We start from the raw sequence: 17771 nt of genomic DNA on the forward strand, positions 1-17771 counted from the left end.
AAAGGAGGTTCCGCAGCGTCCACCAGCAGGGAGACACCGTGGCCTTCTTCCAGATCTGCGCCGACGGCCGGTTCATCCCGGTACCGTCCGGCGTCTTCTTCCACGACGGCCCGATGACGACGCCGGTCGATCTCGGCGCGCTGACCCGCGCGATGACCGCGGAGCGGCCCGGTGGCGGCATCGCGGTGTTCCTCACCCCGCGGGCGCTCACGGACCCGGCCGCGGTCAACCGCGTCCGGCTCGCGCTCGGCGGCGTGCCCGCGGCCGCGCGCGACGGGCTGCTGATCGGGTCGCTGTCCGGCGAGACGTACGACCCGGCCGGCTGGATGACGCTGACCGAGACGTTCGGGCTGCAGAAGCACGCGCCGTTCCGGGACGGCACGCCGCTGGACCGGCGCGTGATCGGCGTGGACGCGCAGGGACTGGAGGCGGTCGGCGTCCCGGACGCGATCCGGGTGCTGCCGCGCGCGCAGGCCGCCGCGCGGGAGACGCTGCGGGCCGCGGTGCGGCTGGGCACCGAGCGGACCGGCTCGCCCTGGCAGCGACTGGAGGCGCTGCTGGCGGAGGCGTCCGCGGTGCGCGACGCGCTGGGCGTGCCGGCGGCGTTCGCGGACGAGGCGAACCCGTCACCGGCGTACCAGCTCGCGGTGGGCCTGGCGCTGTTCGGGCCGCCGCCGGGGACGGACACCGGACTGCTCACCCGCGCGGTCCTGCCGCCCACCACGGCCGAGCTGCTGGCCGTGTTCGCCCCGGGCACCACCGGTGAGCCGGCGGACCCGGCCGCGCTGCGCGACGCGCTGGTGGCGATGCCCGGCTCGGCGGCGCTGGTCCGCAGCGGCGATCGGACGCGCTGGCTGGTGTCCCGGGACGGCGCGGCGTACTGGGTGGACCCCGGCGCGGACCGGAACGCGGTCGCGCCGTTCGACCCGGAGTCCGGCGGCCGGCGTACGAACGAGCTGCGCGCGCCCGGCACCACGGTCACCATGCTCGACCCGGCCGGCCGGATCGTCACGTTCGCGCGGGCGGCGACCGCGCTGCCGCCCGGCGCGTTCACGCCCGCGCCGGAGCCGGTCGGGCCGGCCCCCGGCACGCCCCCGGCCGAGCCGGTGCCGCCGGCGGAGGCGGGCCCGGAACCGGAGGCCACACCGGGCGACCAGGCCCGCGACCTGGTCGCGGCGCTCGAGCTGCCGGCCGGCGAGCCGGTCATCGTGTTCTCCACCGCGGTCCGGACCGGGCTGGGCGGCGGCGACGGGCCCGCGCTGGCGCCCGCGGTGCTGCGGGACCTGGTCGACGGGCTGCGGCGGCAGTACCCGGACGGGCGGGTGCTGCTGATCGGCCCGGAACCCGCGGGAGACCTGCGCGAGCGCGCGCCGGAGCTGTTCGCGCTGCGCGACACGGCCGCCGCGCGCGGCATCGACCTGGCGGACGAGACGCGGCTGGACGCGATCCTCCGCGAGCTGACCAGGGTCGCGGACTCCACGCTGGCCGGCACGTCGGACCGGGTGCCGGCGGTGTCGGAGCGGCTCGGCATGCGCACGGTCCGGCTCGGCGCCGGGCCGGAGTTCGACGGCACCACGCGGGCCGACCTCGCCCGGCGGCAGCGCCTCGACGTGCCGATCGACTGGCCGGAGCTGCACCGGCGCGGCGCGGACGCGGTCGAGGCCGGCGACCGGGACGCGCTGGACCGCGCGCTGGACGACTGGACGGACTCCGCGACCGCGTACCGTGACCTGCTGGACCGGACCACCGCGCTGGGCCGCAGCCGGGCGCGGATCACCGATGGGCTGCTCGGCGTGCTGCGCGACGGCCGGAACCTCGACGCCGAGGCCGCGCGCGCCTGGTGGCAGGCGTTCTCCGCGGAGTCGCCGCTGGCGGACACGCTGACGCTGCACGACGACGACGCCACGCCCGCACCGGTCACGGCCGCCGACGTCGACGGGCTCGTCCGGGTCTTCACCACGGACGTGGACGGGCTGGTGCGCCGCGTCGTCGACCTGGACCGCGAGTACGGCCGGCCGGTCCTGCCGAAGAAGGTCAAGCCCGAGGAGCGGGACGTCTTCGGCGGCAACGACGCCCCGCTGCTGCGCCCGGCCGCACCGGAGGACGCCGGGGAGCCGTCCCGGAACCCGCTGTTCCTGCCGCTGGACCCCGCCGCGATCGAGGAGTTCCTGCGCGGCGCGCCGCGCAACGGCGAGCTGAAGAAGGACCGCATCCTGGAGGGATTCGTCCGGCGGCCCGCGCTCTGGATGCCCCTCGCCGAGCTGCGGCCGGACATGCTGACCGAGCACCCGGGCACGGAATGGCACTACTTCACCACCGCCGAGGGCGAGATCTTCATCGCCAGCGAGGTGCCGGTCGACAAGCGCCTGCCGGCCGCCATGGAGGAGCTGGCCCGCCAGACCCGCCGGCTCGTCGGCGAGCGCGCGCCCGAGCTGGTCGGCCTGTCGCCGGACGAGGAGCGGCTGGCGCCGGTGATCGCGGCCATCGGCGCGGAGCTGGAACCGTACGTCGCGCGGATCACCGAGCTGGAGCGGACCTCCGTGATCAGCGCCAAGGAACTCCAGGCGCTGTACGACGGATGGAAGCCGATCTACCCAGGGCTGACGCTGGACCACCTGGTGGAGGCGCTCAACACGGTCGGCCACCCGGCGCTCGGCGCGGTCGAGCTCCCGTCCCGGAACGGGTCGTACCTGCTGCGCGCGTCGCTCGGCCGGACCAGCGGCGAGCTGCACTTCATCGAGCCGCTGGAGACGCTGGACATCAACACCAAGTCCGGCCGGTACATGAGCCTGCGGGTGCGCCCGCCGCAGGCCGGCGACCAGCCGCTGCGCTGGGCCGCCAACGTCGCCCGCCGGATCTCCGCCCAGCTCGGCATGCCGGTGCGGCTCGGCGAGATGAAGTACAGCGGCCTGCCGCCGGTCGAGGACAACCCGCTGGCCGAGGGCCTGCGGCCGACCGTCTCGCAGGTGGTCCCGGACGGGCTGGGCGGGTTCCGGGCCGACGGCATGGAGTTGATGATCCGCCGGGTGAAGGTCTCCGGCCGGGACGTGATGGTGCTGGTCTCGGACGCCGAATGGGAGCGGCTGCGCGGGCGCAACTGGCTGCCGGCGACCGATCGGCTCGGCGCCGGCCTGCCGGTGGTGGCGGTGCACAACGAGGGCGGCCACGTGCGCGTACCGGCCCGGCTGGACGGCGTCGACGGCGAGGTGCTGCTGACCCCGGACCAGCTCAGGACCGTCACCGAACGGCTGGGCGCGAACCAGGCGCTGCTCTCCTGCGAGATCGCCGCGCTGCGGCCGGAGTTCGTCCAGGCGTACGCGGACGCGCTCGGCGGCGACGTGCTGGCCGCCCCGGGCGACCTGCTGGCCGGCGCCGCCGGGGGCCGGCTGCTGACCCGCGGCGGCGACCCGTGGCTGCTGTTCACGCCGGAGGGCCTCGGCGAGAGCTGGGACACGCTCAACGACCTGCGGTCGTTCGACGGCTTCCGGTCGCGGGACGACCCGGAGGCGTTCGGCGCGTACGCGGCCGGCGAGCCGGAGTCCGGCGTCCTGCTCACCCGTACCCCGACCCCGGACGACGTGGTGAGCCGCGCGCGGGACGCCGAGCGCCGGGTCGAGGCCTGGCTGACCGAGGCCGGCGGCGAAGCCGCGGTGCGGCAGCGGGTGCGCGGCGACGAGGTCGCGCTGGACGCGCTGCGGGCGGCCCGGACGTTCCTGACCGACATCCGCCGGGTCATCGATCCGCCCGGGACGGCGGCCGGCACCACGGCCGCTCCGGCCGCGCTGATCGGCGGCCTGGACGCGGCGATCCAGGCGTTCGACACCGGCGTGGCGCCGCTGCGCAACCGGACCGGCGTGCCCGCGCCGCCCTGGCTGGACGAGAGCGCCACTGAGCGGATCACGGACGCGCTGGCGGCGGCGGTCCAGCAGGTGAGCGCGGGCGGGCACGGCTGGACGCTGGCCGTGGCGGACGACGACCCGACCACGGTCGTGCTCACCCGGGACGGCATGTCGTCGCGCCTGCGGGTGATCACCGACGGCACCGTCGGGGATGCCGACCTGATGCTGCGCGAGCAGGACAACGCGGCGTCCGCGTATCGGCGCGAGGCGGCCCCGGCGGAGCTGCGCCTACCACCGTCGATGACGGTCGCGGACCTCAAGAGCACGCTGATCTGGGCCGGTGAGCAGCTCGACGCGGACCGCCGGGAGTGGATGCGCCGGATCACCCGGGTGATGTTCCACGCGCCGCCGCGCGCGCGGCTGGGCCCGGACGGCAAGCCGGCGTGGTTCCGGTCGTTCGGGCCGGCGGATCGCGGGCGGCTGGAGTCGCTGACGTACCAGCTGCGGCAGCCCGTCTCCGCGGGGCGGAACACCCGCATCGTGGCGGACCTGACCGCGCTGGGCGTGCTCAGCGACCAGAAGGGCGCCGCGCCGCGCGCCCAGGCGCTGGATCGCCGGCTGCGGCAGCAGAACCTGCCCGAGGAGGCCCGGCAGTTCGTCCGGGACCGGATGTTCGACACCCGGTCCAAGGACGCCGGCGCGGGCGTGCTCGACGCGGTGCGGACCGCGGCGGCGGTGCTGGTGGAGAACTCCGGCGAGATTCGCGGCGCCGGCCTGACGAAGGAGAACGGCGACGACATCCTGCGGCTGCGGGTCCCCGAGCATCCGCTCGCCGACGGCGAGGGCATCGTCCGCATCCGGATCGTGCCGGAGCCGCCCGACCCGATGGGCGACCTGGACGACACGGTCCGGCTGGAGACGGCAGAGACGCCGACGCTGCGGGTACGGACCCGCACCAGCGACGCGGCTCTGCGCGTCCTGGTGGCGGGCCGGCTGTCGGTGCTGCTCACCACGCTGGAGAAGGCCGCACCGGGCGGCAAGGGCAAGGTCAGCAAATCCCGGTTCGAGGACGGACGACGGCTGCTGGCCGAGGAGACGGCGCTGCGCCAGATCCGCAACGCGAACACGGGCGCGATCGCCCGGTGGAGCCGGTCGAGGACGCAGCGGCTGACGCTGCACCAGGAGATCCTGGACGCACTGATCGAGCGGCGGCGCGCCGAGATGCGCGGCCTGCTGGAGGGCGCCCTGCCGGACGACCTGCGCGCCCGGCTGACGGCCGCGCTGACGCAGCCGACGTGGCGGGCGAACGCGACGCCGGGCCCGATCGCCGACAAGCCGGGCATGGCCCTGCACACCGCGCGCCGCGTGCTGTCCGCCCCGGTGGCCGTCACGACCACCGTGGGCGCGGGCGTGCTGGCCGGCCGGCAGGGCTATCTGATCGGCTCCAGCGTGGCCGGGCAGGGCATGGCGGCGGTGCCGCAGGCGTGGTCGGACGCGGCGAACGCGCGGATGGGCGCCACCGGCGGCCCGCCGAAGGACCGCCTGATCAAGCCGGGCGCGACCGCCCCCGGCTACGCGCTGTTCAGCGCGCCGAGCTGGTCCTCGCCGGCGCAGAACGTGATCAAGCGGTCCCCGTCCGGGTTCGCGCAGTCGCTGGCGTCGATGCTGGTGGCGGGCGCCGCGAGCACGCAGTGGGACAAGGGCGGCGCGGCGCTCGGCCTGACCGTGCTGGCGAACCTGATCCAGGCCGAACTGGACCACGTGTTCGACCGCCCGGAGGGCGTCTCCTCGAAGCGGTACGCCTTCGAGCACGCCCGCACCTGGGACAAGATGCGCAACGACTTCGTGGAGAGCGCCTACTTCCGCGTCCGGGAGCTGATCGGGCGCAGCCAGTCGCAACCGCTGAGCCGCGAGGTGCGAGAGTCGCTGGAGGACACCCGCACCCACATCACCGCCATGATGCAGGGCATCCTGCACGAGGTCGACGTGGCCACCAGGGAGATGGTCCGGCGCCGCAACAGCCCCTGGCGCCGCTCCGCGCTGTCCGAGACGTACGACCTGGTCGCCCGCGGCCTGGGTGACGGCATGCCCAGCCGCTTCCACAACGCGCTGCGGGTCGGCGGCCAGCACGCGGCGGCGCAGATCCCGTCACTGGTGCTGGGCGTCCTGGCGAACAGCGCGGTCGACCTGGTGACCATGAACATCGGGGCGGCCGGCGCCAGCGGTGCGGTCTACGGCGCCGGTTGGAGCGGGCTCAAACGGCACGAGTTCGCCGATCTCGTCGCGGTCGCGAGCTGGGACACCCTCAACCACCTCAGGTACCTGCTCGACGCGATCACGTTCCTGCTGGACAAGGATCTGCCGCTCACCGACGGGCGGCAACCGAGCACCCCGCCCCTCGGGATCGACGAACTGCCGCAGGCGAACCCCGACCGCTCCCGGCTGCTGACCGCGATGCGGAAGATCGGCCTCCGGCGCCTGTCCGAGGCGCGCGCCCAGGGCCGGGCCAACGACGCGGCCGGGCGCCCACGGGAGGTGTCCGGCCGGTTGCAGATGCTCTACAAGCACATACCGTCGTTCGTCACGCACCTGGCCGCGGCCGGTGCGATCGGCGGTGCGCTCAACCTGCCCGGCGCGGTGCTGGGGGTCGGCATCGCGGTCGGTGGCGTCGCCAAGCTCGCGACCGGCGTGGGCGAGAACCTGCTGCGGGTGTCGGCGCCGCTGTTCGCGCAGCAGGCCGGAATCCGGCAGTCGCTGGCCGAGACCGCGCGGATGACCAGCACGCGCGAGGAGTTGGCCACCGAGATCAAGGACCTGATGGGGGCCGCCGCCGCGGCGCACCAGGAGATCAAGCCGGCACCGGTGCCGGGCTGGACCGGTTTCACCGGCACGATGCGGTCGATCCCCGGCGGCGTGCGGTCGCGGCTCGGCCGGGCCCACCGCGCCACCTCGCGCGGGCTGACCCGGGTCGGTGACCTGACGACCTGGCGGGAGCCCCCGGCGCTCTGGCGGGGCCCGGCGCCGACCGGGCCGGTCGAGCTGACGCACCGGGACCGGACCGCGCTCAACGAACTGCACGAGATGGCCCGGGACCTGGACTACGCGCACGACCCGGCGCGGACGGCACGGGCCGACCTGACGCCGGACGCGGTCGGCCGCAAACTGGTCGTGCTGCTCGACCGGCTCGGACTGCGTACCGCCCAGGACCCGCACGGCCACCGCTGGCGTGCGGCGCGGGCGGATCTCCTGCGCCGGCACGGCTACCGCGTCCCGCCGAACGGGCCGCTCGACAGGCTCCGCAACGCGCGGGTGACCGGGGACGGGGGCGCCGGCCGGCACACGCCGGTGGACGTGATCGAGGAGGCGCTGGCCGAGCACCACACGGCGGACCCGCTGACCACGACGCTCTGGACGGTCGCGAACCGCCCCTACTTCCGGCCGCTGCGGATGGACGTGCGGGCGGGCGGCTGGATCAAGGTCTTCCTCGGTGACGGCCGCCGGTACCGCATCCGGGTGAGCACGGCCGTGGTCGGCGCGGACTCCGGGGCGCGGCTGCGCCTCGCCCCGGACGACCTGTGGCACGCGGTCCGCGGCACCACCCGCGACGAGGCACACACGCTGGTGCTCGATCCCGCGCACGCGGCCGACCCGGACCTGCTGGACTCCGCGCTGCGCTGGGCCACCGCCCAGATTCACCGGCACCGGACCGGCAACCGGCACCGCGTCCAGGACATGATGACCGGGCCGGCGCGGATACTGCTCACGATGCCGTCGACCGGCGTGTCCGAGGTGCCGGAGGCGCGTGCGCGGGCGAGCGCCGGCCGTACCCTCGACGGTCAGGTGCCCGCGGCGACGATCCGGGGGATGGAGGATCTGCTGCCGGCGCTGACGTCGGCCGATGACGCCGGCGTCCGCACGTTCGTCTCCGGCGCGATGAACTGGGGCGAGGTGACGCTGACCCGGCTGGGTGAGCAGTTCGAGACCGGCTCCGGCGCCATCGTGCACCGGGCGCGGGGCCCGGCCGGCACCGAGCCCGTCGTGGTGAAGATCTTCCCGCGGATGAGCCGGTTCGTGGAGGAGCTGTCCGCCCTGGAACGGCTCTCCCGGCCGGGCTTCACCGCGTTCACGGTGCCGGAGGTCCGCGCGGTCGGTGCCGTCAACCGGTCCGGTACGCCGGTCGGCGTGCTGGTGATGTCCGAGGTAAACGGCGTCACGCTCACCGATCTCCTGGCCGGCGTGGGCGCCGCGGCCCTCGCCTCGCTCCGCGCCGACGCGCTGGCCCGGGCCCGCGAGGCGATCGCCGCGCTCGGCCGGGCCATGGCGGACCTGCACGCGCGGCGCGGCGGGGCGGTGAGCCAGGCCTACCTGGACGGTCAGGTGGCGTGGGTCCGGGACCAGGTGAGGCACCTGCCGGAGGGCCACGAGCAGCGGACCCGGGCGGAGGCGGCGATCTCGCTGGTGACGGCGGATCCGGGCCCGGCCGGCCTGGTCCACGGCGACGCGCACCCGGGCAACGTCGTGTGGCACCCGGTGGACGGCATCACGTTCCTCGACGTGTCCGGCGCGCACCGGTCGATCGGCCCGGACGGCGCCCCGGCCGGCATGCCGGAACGCGACATCTCCACGTTCCTGTCCAAGCTGCGCAGCCAGGGCAGCGCACTCGGGCTGCGGATGCGGGACGAGCTGATGGTGTTGCGGCAGGCGTTCCTGGACGCGTACGACGGGGCCGGCGGCGTCCGCGCGCAGCACGTCGCCGACATGTTCCAGGCGGCGCGACACGCCCGTCAGGTCCGGGAGGGCGCCCCGGTGGAGCTGATGGTGTTCCCCGCCGCCGTGCCGGACCAGCTCGGGCTCTCCGACCCGGCCCGCCTGCCGAACCCGGCCGCGCTGCTCGGCCAGGCCGTGCTGCTCGGCCGCCGCTACCGCGGGCACGAGGCCGGCCGGATCACGGTCGCGCTGGCCCGCGCGAACGCCGCGCCGCAGACCGAGCGGATCACCGAGCTGCTGGACACGTTCACCGGCGGCCTGGCCTCGGTCGTCGACGGGCTCGGCACCCTCCTCCGGACCGCCGGCCAGGACCCGGCACGCCTCTCCGCGTACCGCGACGAGTTCCTCGAGGTCCTGGAAAGCTACGGTGCCGCACGCCGGATGCTCGACCAGCTCGCCACCGAGACCGGCGACGGGACGCTGCGCCTGCCGCCGTGGCGGGAACTGGTCGACGTGCGGGCGCCCGCGACGCCGGCCATGGAACCGATCCTGCTCGGCGAGTGGTCCGGCCCGCACGCCGGGGCGGCCGCCGACATCCTTGCGTCCGCGCGGGCCACGGGCGTGCCGGTGGTCGCGGTCGACCTGAGCGGGCCGGCCGGGATCGCCGGTCCGGTGGTGGAGGAGCTGCGGGCGGTGCTGGCCGGGTTCCGGCGCATGCGGACCGCGCCGGTGGTGGTCGCCACCGCGGCCACCCGCGCGTCCGGCGAGCTGTTCGAGAGCGTGCGGCGCGAGTTCACGCCGGTGCTGATCCAGTCGGCCGCGGCCGGGTTCGACCGGGTCTGGGTGCTCCAGGCGCCGGACGGCGAGTCCCGGCTGCTGGAGTCGCGGCTCGGCACCGAGATCTTCACGGCGGCCGGGCCGCTGGCGCGGCTGGTCCCACAGCGCGCGGACGGCGTGCACCTGCCCGGCGCGCTCGGCCTGTGGACCATGTCCCGGACCTGGTCGGCCGCGGCGGACCTGCACCGGGAGCACCTGGCCGAGCTGCACACGGACGCGGCGGCGGAGGCGCTGGCGGCGGCGGTCGCGGCCGAGCCGGGCGACGCGCGGCTCGCCGCGTTCCGCACCGTACTGGACGTGGCGCGGGCGGCCGGCGGCCTGCCCACGGACGGCGACGCGCGGCTGACCCCGGTGGCGCGGTCGCTGCTGGAGGTGGAGCCGGTGCCGGCGGCCGGGCCACGGGACCGGGCCACCGCCGGGTTCGTCTACGACTATCTCGCCACCATGGGCCCACGGACCGGGCGGTACGCCATGGACGGCCTGCTCTTCCAGCTCATCCGGGCCGGCGCGCTCACCTGGGACCAGGGCCTGTCGCTGGTCCGCGCGACCGCCGCCACCCCGGCCGACCGCGCGAACCTGGCCGTCTTCGAGGCGGTCCGGGACCTGCTCGCGGTGGATCCGGCGCTGGCCGGCGAGGACCCGATGACGCAGCCGGAGCTGCGCGCGATCATGAGCCGGATCGGCGGCGTCGCGGCGTCCCGGCTGACCACGGACGGGCGCAACCCGGACTGCGTCACCCCGAGCGACCGCGTCAACTGGGTCAAACACCTCGACGGGCTGCGTGACGCGCTGCGGGCGACGGAGCCCGGCCGCGCGTCCCTGATCGAGGTCGCCACCCACATCCTCACCAACTGCTGACCGGAGGACCGCCGTGACCCTGCCGCTGACCCCGCGCGTCATGGACGCGATCTGCCTGGAACACGTCATCCCGACCGGCACCGGCAGCCTCATCGTCAACGCGGCGCCGTCCACGCTGGACCGCGACGCGCTGCTGCACGAGGCGCTCACGCTCCCCGCGATCCCGAAGTACACCACCGTGTCGTTCGGACCGGGCATGCGCGACGCGCTCGTCGACGCCCGGCCCGGCACCGTGACCTGGGAGGACGGCATCGCACGCCCGACCGGTGAGCTCGGCCCGGAGCACGGGACCGTGCGGGCGCTGATGTACCAGTACTTCCGCGGCATCCCCGGCGAGGCGATGGACCGGATCGTCGAGCGGCCGCTGTTCGGCCCTTCCGGGGAGGCCGCGACGATGAGCCCGGACGAACTCGGCGCGCGCGCCGACCTGATGGGGTTGCCGGTGGAGATCCCGGCCGACCGGCTGCGCCCGGCGGCGACCACGCTCGACCCGCACCGGATTCTGTACTTCGACGAGCACGGCCGGCTCACCACGGAGCCGTACGCGCGGATGATCCGGGTCGTGCCGGCCCGGCACTGGGAGCCGGACCCGTACGCCACCGCCTCGCCGGAGGCGCGCGCGGAGGCGCTGCGGGACGGCTACCCGACCGCGCGGATCGTGCCCGCGGGGGGCCGGGTGCAGCTCGGCCTGCCGCCCGCGCTGACCGCGCACGCGCACGGCGACGCGGTGCGCGGCGCCCGGCAACCGCGCGCGGAGGATCTGGAGCGGCTGCCCGGCCAGGTCACCGTGGCCACCTACGGCGATCTGCTCGCGCACGTGGCCGGCGGGACCGCGACGCACTCGCTGGTCGAGGTGCGCGCGCCCGGAGCGGCCGCATCCGAGGTGTTCCTGGCCGTGCACGACCCGTCCGGCGACGCGTTCCTCGACCTGGGCACCGGCCGGGCCGCGCTGTTCCCGCCCGGCCCGGAGCTGATCCGGGTGGCCGCGCTGCCCGGCGAGATGACCGTGGCGGAACGGGTGCTCGACCTGGCCGCCGGCGACGTCACGGTGCGGCCGATCGTCCGGCCGCGCGGGGTGACCGCGTACCGCACGTTCGGGCCGTCCGGCATCCGCGCGGTCGACGTGCTGGGCGACGTACCCCCGAAGATCCTGGATCCGATCGCGGACGCGGCGGAGGCGATCGGCCAGTCCGTGATCGTGGTCGGGCCGCGGGCACGCACCGGGCCGTCCCGCCGCGACCTGCTCCGGCTGGAGAAGATGCTGTTCCAGCACCTGCAGAACGGCGGGCCGGCCCCGATCGTGCTGGACCACGGCGAGGCCGGGACGCACCAGGCGGAACTCACCGCGATCGCCGGCCGGTACGGCGCACCGGTGATGCGCCGGGTGCCGGGGCTCGGCCTCGACCTCACGCTCAAGTGGACCGGTGCCGGGCCGGGCGACACCACCGCGGTCCCGCCGTTCACGGAGATCAACCGGGAGACGCTGAAATCGGTCGGCGACCGGCAGCGCGCGAACGAAAGGGTCAAGACCGAGTCGGCGCTCGCGTCGTACCTGTCGATGGACCCGGCGGACACCACGCGACTCCGTGACACGCTGGCCAAGGAGGGCAGCGCGCTCAAGGCGCTGCGCGAGCAGATCTCCGCGCTGCCCGCCGACAGCGCGCTGTTCGCGCCGCACGCCGCGCTGCTGGACATGTTCGGCCGGCAGGACGGCCTGTTCGAGGCGGCGCTCGGCTATCTGGACGCGACCGCGGACGGCGCCATCAAGACCATGCCGTCCGTCACGTCGGCGCTGGACCGCGAGCCGGCGGCGCGCTCCGCCGCGCTGGAGGAACTCAAGGCCGTCACCGCCGGTACGCTCGACGACGGCGCCAGCCGGGCCATTCTCGACGCCATCAAGCTGCGGTTGGAGGGCGCCGACGCGAAGGCGGTCGAGCAGGCCATCCACACCCACTCGGGGTACCTGCCGAAGGAGGGCGGCCGGGCCGACTTCATCCGCCAGCTCAGCGCGTGGCAGCAGCAGATGCCCGAGCACGCCGAGGTGTTCAGCGAGGTGGCGCTCTACGTGACCACCTGTCCGTGACGGCCGGGCCGGTGGCCCCGCGCGCGGCGGGGCCACCGGCACACCTCAGTGGTCGACGGGCTCGCCGGTCTCGTCGTCGATCCACTCGACCTCGACGCCGGGACCCTCCACGCCGTTCCAGATCGCGCCGTCGTGCACGGTGATCCGCAGGTCGTGCGGGCCCTCGCGGGTCTCGACCCAGGTCCAGTCGCCCTCGACCTCCTGGCCGCGGGTGAACCACGGGCGCGAGTACACGCTGTCCGGCCGCTCCGGCGTGTTCGACGACACCGGTGGCGCGTCCGTGTCGCGGAACCCCTCCGGGTGCTCGGTACCGTCGTCCGCGGGCAGGTCCCAGGTCGCGTTGTCCGGGATGTAGTTGTTCCGGTCGCCGTCCGGTGGGCCCACCTCCAGCAGCGCGTCGCCGAACATCCGGAACGCGGCCGTCAGGCTGGACTCCGTCTGCGCGTACGCGTTGCCGGCCCCCATCAGCCCGCCCGCGAACTGGCTGAGCAGGCCGACCTTCCCGCCGTTCTCGGCGGTCGCGCCCTCCTCACCGAAGAAGTCCGTGACCGCCGCCAGGTACGTGTCGGAGAACGCCTTCGCCTCCTGCTCGCTCCGCCCGGACCAGCCCAGGTGCAGCTGGTCCCAGGCGTTCGCGATCCGCTCGAACGCGCCGCTGATGGCGACGCCGATGTCCCTGATGTCCTTGCCGCACTGGAACAGCTCCGGAGCGTCGATCCTCATGACCTCGGTCGCGAGGCTGTACGGCAGCTGATCTCCAGTGGGAATGTTGCCGTGATCGGGCACACCCACCCCCTCTCCAGGCCGAATACGCCATCACAGAGCGTGGGGCCCGGGGCGTGGAGGCGTCCACGTCCCGTTTCGCGTGGCTTGCCGGTGCCCCAGCGCCGCTCGCTACCCTCGGCCGCGCCGCGCCGGCGGTTATCGACTGCGACGAATGGTGGGACGATGAGCACCTCCGAGATCGGTTCCGTCGCCGGTTACCGCGACGGCAGCACCGCCGAGTTCGACCTGGACGGCATCCTGGCCCGGCAGACCCGGCCGGACGGCGTCGTCCTCGACGCGTTCGACGCGCACCAGCGGCCGACCGCCGGGCACACGGACGCGGCCCGGTTCACCGTCGCCTATCCGGAGGCACGCAATGACCTTCCGCAGGAAAGAGACGGCGCAGGCGTTGAGCTCTCACCGGCCGGGGACGTCATCCGCCGGCGATACGCCGACGGCACCGTCCATGAGTCTTTTGACTCCCTCGGCCGACCGCACCAGGGAATCGCGGGCGATACTCGCTTCGACATCGAATACGGCGCGAACGGCCGCGTCACCAATCGTTTCGTCGACGGTACGGTCGTCGACTACGACGGCGCCGGCCGCGTTCTCCGCCACGAGACGCCCGACGGCACCGTCTACGATTCCTTCGACCCGGCGGGTCGCCCCACGGCCGGTCACGGCACCACGGATTTCACCATCGACTATCCGGCCGGCGGCGGCTCCGTCATCCGCTACGCCGACGGCTCCTCCGCCACCTTCGACGCGGACGGCACCCTCGTCTCCCAGTCACCCGGCCCCGCGCCGGATCCCGGCACCACCGTCACCACCGCCGCTGCCGAACCACCGGCCCGGCAGGTAGCCGACGACGGCACGGTCTTCTCGTCGTTCGACGGGGACGGCCGTCCGCTGGCCGGTGAGACGCCGGAGGGCGACCGCTTCACCATGTCCTATGACGCCGGCGGCGGTTCGACGGTGTCGTACGCCGATGGTTCCACGGTCGTGTTCGACGCCGCCGGTGACGTGGTGTCCCAACGGCTGGCGGACGGGACGGTGTTCTCGTCGTTCGACGGCGAGAACCGGCCGCTGAAGGGAGAGACGCCGGAGGGCGACCGTTTCACCATGTCCTACGACGCCGCCAGCGGCTCCACCATGTCGTACGGCGACGGCTCGTCCGTGGGGCTCGACGCCGACGGGAAGGTGATCTCACAGCGGCTGGCCGACGGGACCGCCTTCACGTCGTTCGACGGCGATGGTCGGCCGCTCACGGGCCGGACGCCGGAGGGCGAGCGGTTCACGATCTCCTACGACGCCGGCGGCGGTTCGACGATGTCGTACGCCGATGGTTCTTCGGTCGTGTTCGATGCCGCCGGTGAGGTGACGCGGCAGACGCTGGCGGACGGGACCGTGTTCACGTCGTTCGACGGCGAGGGACGGCCGCTGAGCGGTGTGACGCCGGAGGGGGACCCGTTCACGATCTCCTACGACGACGGCGGCGGCTCCACCATGACGTACCCCGACGGGTCGTCCGTGGTGTTCGGCGCCGACGGTGCCGTGACGCGGCAGACGCTGGACGACGGCACCGTGTTCACCGCCTTCGACGACGACGGGCGGCCGGTCGCGGGAGAGACGCCCGAGGACGACCCGTTCACCGTCGCGTACGACGAGCGCGGCTCGCGGACCTCCTACGCCGACGGGTCGAGCGTGCGGTTCGACGCGAACGGCACCGTGGTGTCGCAGCGGCTCGCGGACGGGACGGAGTTCACCCGGTTCGACGCCCAGGGCCGGCCGCTGGCCGGGACCACGCCGGAGGGGCAGCGGTTCGCGGTCTCCTACGACGACCGGGGCGGCTCGGTGATGACGTACGCGGACGGGTCCTCCGTGTCGTTCGCGGCGAACGGGGCCGTGGTGTCGCAGACGCTGGCGGACGGGACCGAGTTCACCGGGTTCGACCCGGAGAACCGGCCGCTGGCCGGGAGGACGCCGGAGGGGCAGCAGTTCGCGGTCTCCTACGACGACCGCGGCGGGTCCGTGACGAGGTACGCGGACGGGTCCTCGGTCACGGTCGACGCGAACGGCACCGTGGTCGGGCAGCGGCTCGCGGACGGCACCGTGTTCACCGCGTTCGACGGCGAGGGGCGGCCGTGGAAGGGGATGACGCCGGAGGGCCGGTCGATCACGCTGACCTACGACGGCGGCACCGTCACCACGGCGTACGGGGACGGCTCCTCGCTCACCACGGACGCGGACGGCGATCCGCTGCGGATGACCACGGTGGACGGCACGGTGTTCACCGAGTTCCACGGCGACGGGCGGCCGAAGGTGGGCGTGACGGCGCAGGGCGAGCGGTTCACGATGACCTACGACGACACCGACCACACGACCCGGATCGCGTACGACAACGGCACCACGATCGTGCTCGACGCGAACGACGACCCGACGTACATGAGCACCTCGGACGGCTCGGTCTTCACCGACTTCCTCGACGACGGGCGGCCGCGCTCCGGGACCGGCCCGAACGGCGAGCACATCTCGTTCACCTACGACGACCGGGCCGGCACGTCGACCGCGGTGATCGGCGACAACACGATCGTCTACGACGCCGGCGGCAACCCGGTCTCGCTGACCACCGCCCAGGGCTACGTCTTCAGCGACTTCGAGAACGGCAACTTCACCCGCGGGTACGACCCGGCGAGCGGCCGCCACTTCGACATCAGTTACGGGCCGAACGGCGAGACCACCTGGCGGTACGGCGAGCACGACTCCGTGACGTTCGACCGGAACGGCAGGCCGATCTACGCGGAGTACGTCGACGGCGACGGCCGCGCCATCGGGGTCGACTACGCGATCCAGATCCCGCTGCTGCAGCAGACCGCCGAGTACACCCGGACCGAGCGGGAGACCGTCTCCGCCCAGCTGGAGCTGCTCAAGGGGCAGATCACGGAGGCGAAGGGCTACTGGGTCAGCCCGGCCGGCCGCACGTTCGAGGCGTACAGCGCGGTCGTGGAGACGGCCGCGAACAACCTGCTCGGCGTGCTCGACGCCGCGATCAGCAAGCTGGAGCTGACCCACGCCAACTACGTCGGCAGCGAGAGCACGAACGCCGGCAACATGACGCCGAAGTAATTCCTCCGTCGTCTTGAACCGGCCCCCGGGCGGCTCCGTAGTCAGGGCGTCCGGGTCCCCGCGCCCGGGCGCACGGACCGGCGCCGGCCGGTGTGTGGGACTGACCAGGAGGATCAGATGCTCACGATCGCGATCATCGACGACCACCCGGTGAAACGGGCCGGTCTGGAGAAGTTCGTCGCCGAGACGCCCGGCCTGGCCGTGGCCGCGTCCGTGCGGGCGGTGGCGGACCTGGCCGGCGACGTACGGTTCGACGTCGCGATCCTGGACGTGCCGCTGCGGCCCGGCGGCCCGGCACTGTCCGAGATCGAGGCGCTGGTGGCGCGCGGGCCGGTCGTGGTCAGCTCCACCTGGGAGCGCCCGCTGACGTTCGGGGCGGTGCTGCGGACCGGCGTGCGCGGGTTCGTGGCCGGGCGCGCGGACGGGCGCAACATCGTGGCCGCGCTGATCACGGTGGGGGAGGGCGGCTTCTACGTCTGCCCGCAGCTGGCCGGCCGGTTCCAGGCCGAGCTGGTCCGCAACGTCAACGAGGACCCGGCCGGGCTGGCACCGCGCGAGGTGGAGACGCTGCGCTGGATCGCCCGCGGGCTCACCCACTCGCAGATCGCGGGCCGAATGGGGCTGACCGAGGCGACGGTCAACACGTACGCGAAGCGAATCCGGGCGAAGCTCAACGCGGGCAACAAGGCGGAGCTGACCCGGATGGCGATCGAGCTGGGCCACATGGCGGGCGAGACCCGCCGCTTCCCGGCCGCGTAGAAGGGGCGATCCCGGTGGACGAGCAGCAGCCGACGACGATCTCGCGACAGGGCCCGCCGCCGTCGCCGCACGCGGAGCGCCTGGAGTTCGTGCGCGCGTTCATCGACCACGCGCGTCACCAGCCGAGCCCGGACCGGCTGGTCGCCCGGCCGCACACCGCCATCTTCGTCGCGTCCGGCTGCGCCATCATGGCGGTGCTGGTCGGCCTCGTGTTCAGCCTGTTCACCGGCGACCGGTACGGCAGCGACCCGGCCGCCGCCGCGTCGCCGAGCCCGACCGGGCCGCCCACGTTCACCGCGGTCACCGGCTGGGACTGCCGGGGTGAGCCGGAACACGTCTTCGAGGCGCGCGGCCGTACGCCACAGTGGCAGATCGTCGCCGGGAACGCGTGGGCGCGGGACGGCTGCCGCGGCAACTACGCGACCGTGCCGCTGACCGGCGACAACGGCTACGACGACCCGTCCGTGGTGCTCATCTGGGCGTTCACGCCGGGCTTCGGGGTGGACAAGTGCGACGTCGCCGCGTACGCGCCGAAGCTGGATGTGAAACAGGTGACTCCCGCGGTGAAGGCGCACTTCACCATCACCGCCGGGCGGGACGGCGAGAACCTGGGTACCTTCGACCTCAACCAGGGGAGCAGGCAAGGCGAATGGCTGGAGGCCGGGTCGTTCCCGGTAGCCAACGGCAAGTTTACGATCCGCCTGGGAAACCGGGGGAAGTCCGAGAACAGCCGTGAGCGGCTGATCGTCTCTCAGCTGCGAATCACCTGCGGAAAGGCCGACAGGTGAGGCCCCCGG

General features: G+C 74.2%; 6 protein-coding genes. 5 read left to right on the forward strand and 1 reads right to left on the reverse strand.

Annotation, left to right across the window (positions count from 1 at the left end; genetic code table 11):
• The first annotated feature begins 38 nt into the window (after positions 1–38).
• Both J2S41_RS05010 and J2S41_RS05015 read left to right on the forward strand, forming a co-directional pair.
• On the forward strand, positions 39–10241 hold the full coding sequence (locus J2S41_RS05010; protein WP_310363613.1) for a hypothetical protein: 10203 nt from the start codon (positions 39–41) through the stop codon (positions 10239–10241).
• Between the two features lie 13 nt (positions 10242–10254).
• Positions 10255–12324: a hypothetical protein gene (locus tag J2S41_RS05015; RefSeq protein ID WP_310363615.1), complete on the forward strand. Its 2070-nt coding sequence runs from the start codon at positions 10255–10257 to the stop codon at positions 12322–12324.
• A 45-nt stretch (positions 12325–12369) separates the two neighbouring features.
• Here J2S41_RS05015 and J2S41_RS05020 read toward each other — a convergent pair whose 3' ends face one another.
• A complete protein-coding gene (locus tag J2S41_RS05020) occupies positions 12370–13047 on the reverse strand; it encodes a WXG100 family type VII secretion target (protein ID WP_310363616.1) in 678 nt (225 codons plus the stop codon).
• 225 nt (positions 13048–13272) lie between these two features.
• On the opposite strand from J2S41_RS05020, the gene J2S41_RS05025 reads away from it, so the two are divergent.
• The 3 genes from J2S41_RS05025 to J2S41_RS05035 all read left to right on the forward strand — a co-directional run bounded on the left by J2S41_RS05025 (position 13273) and on the right by J2S41_RS05035 (position 17762).
• Positions 13273–16215, forward strand: a complete 2943-nt coding sequence (locus J2S41_RS05025; protein WP_310363618.1) for a hypothetical protein — start codon at positions 13273–13275, stop codon at positions 16213–16215.
• A gap of 117 nt (positions 16216–16332) precedes the next feature.
• Positions 16333–16974 carry a response regulator transcription factor gene (locus tag J2S41_RS05030; protein WP_310363620.1) on the forward strand — a complete coding sequence of 214 codons (642 nt, stop codon included), beginning with the start codon at positions 16333–16335 and terminating at the stop codon, positions 16972–16974.
• Between the two features lie 14 nt (positions 16975–16988).
• Positions 16989–17762 (forward strand): hypothetical protein, encoded by a 774-nt coding sequence (locus J2S41_RS05035; RefSeq protein WP_310363622.1) that lies wholly within the window; start codon positions 16989–16991, stop codon positions 17760–17762.
• Positions 17763–17771 lie beyond the last annotated feature (9 nt).

The organism is Catenuloplanes atrovinosus (genome assembly GCF_031458235.1).
Lineage (GTDB): Bacteria > Actinomycetota > Actinomycetes > Mycobacteriales > Micromonosporaceae > Catenuloplanes > Catenuloplanes atrovinosus.

Coding starts and splice junctions, on each gene's coding strand:
- J2S41_RS05020 (WP_310363616.1), bottom strand. CDS start 13,047: ATGAGGATCGACGCTCCGGAGCTGTTCCAGTGCGGCAAGGACATCAGG.
- J2S41_RS05025 (WP_310363618.1), top strand. CDS start 13,273: ATGAGCACCTCCGAGATCGGTTCCGTCGCCGGTTACCGCGACGGCAGC.
- J2S41_RS05030 (WP_310363620.1), top strand. CDS start 16,333: ATGCTCACGATCGCGATCATCGACGACCACCCGGTGAAACGGGCCGGT.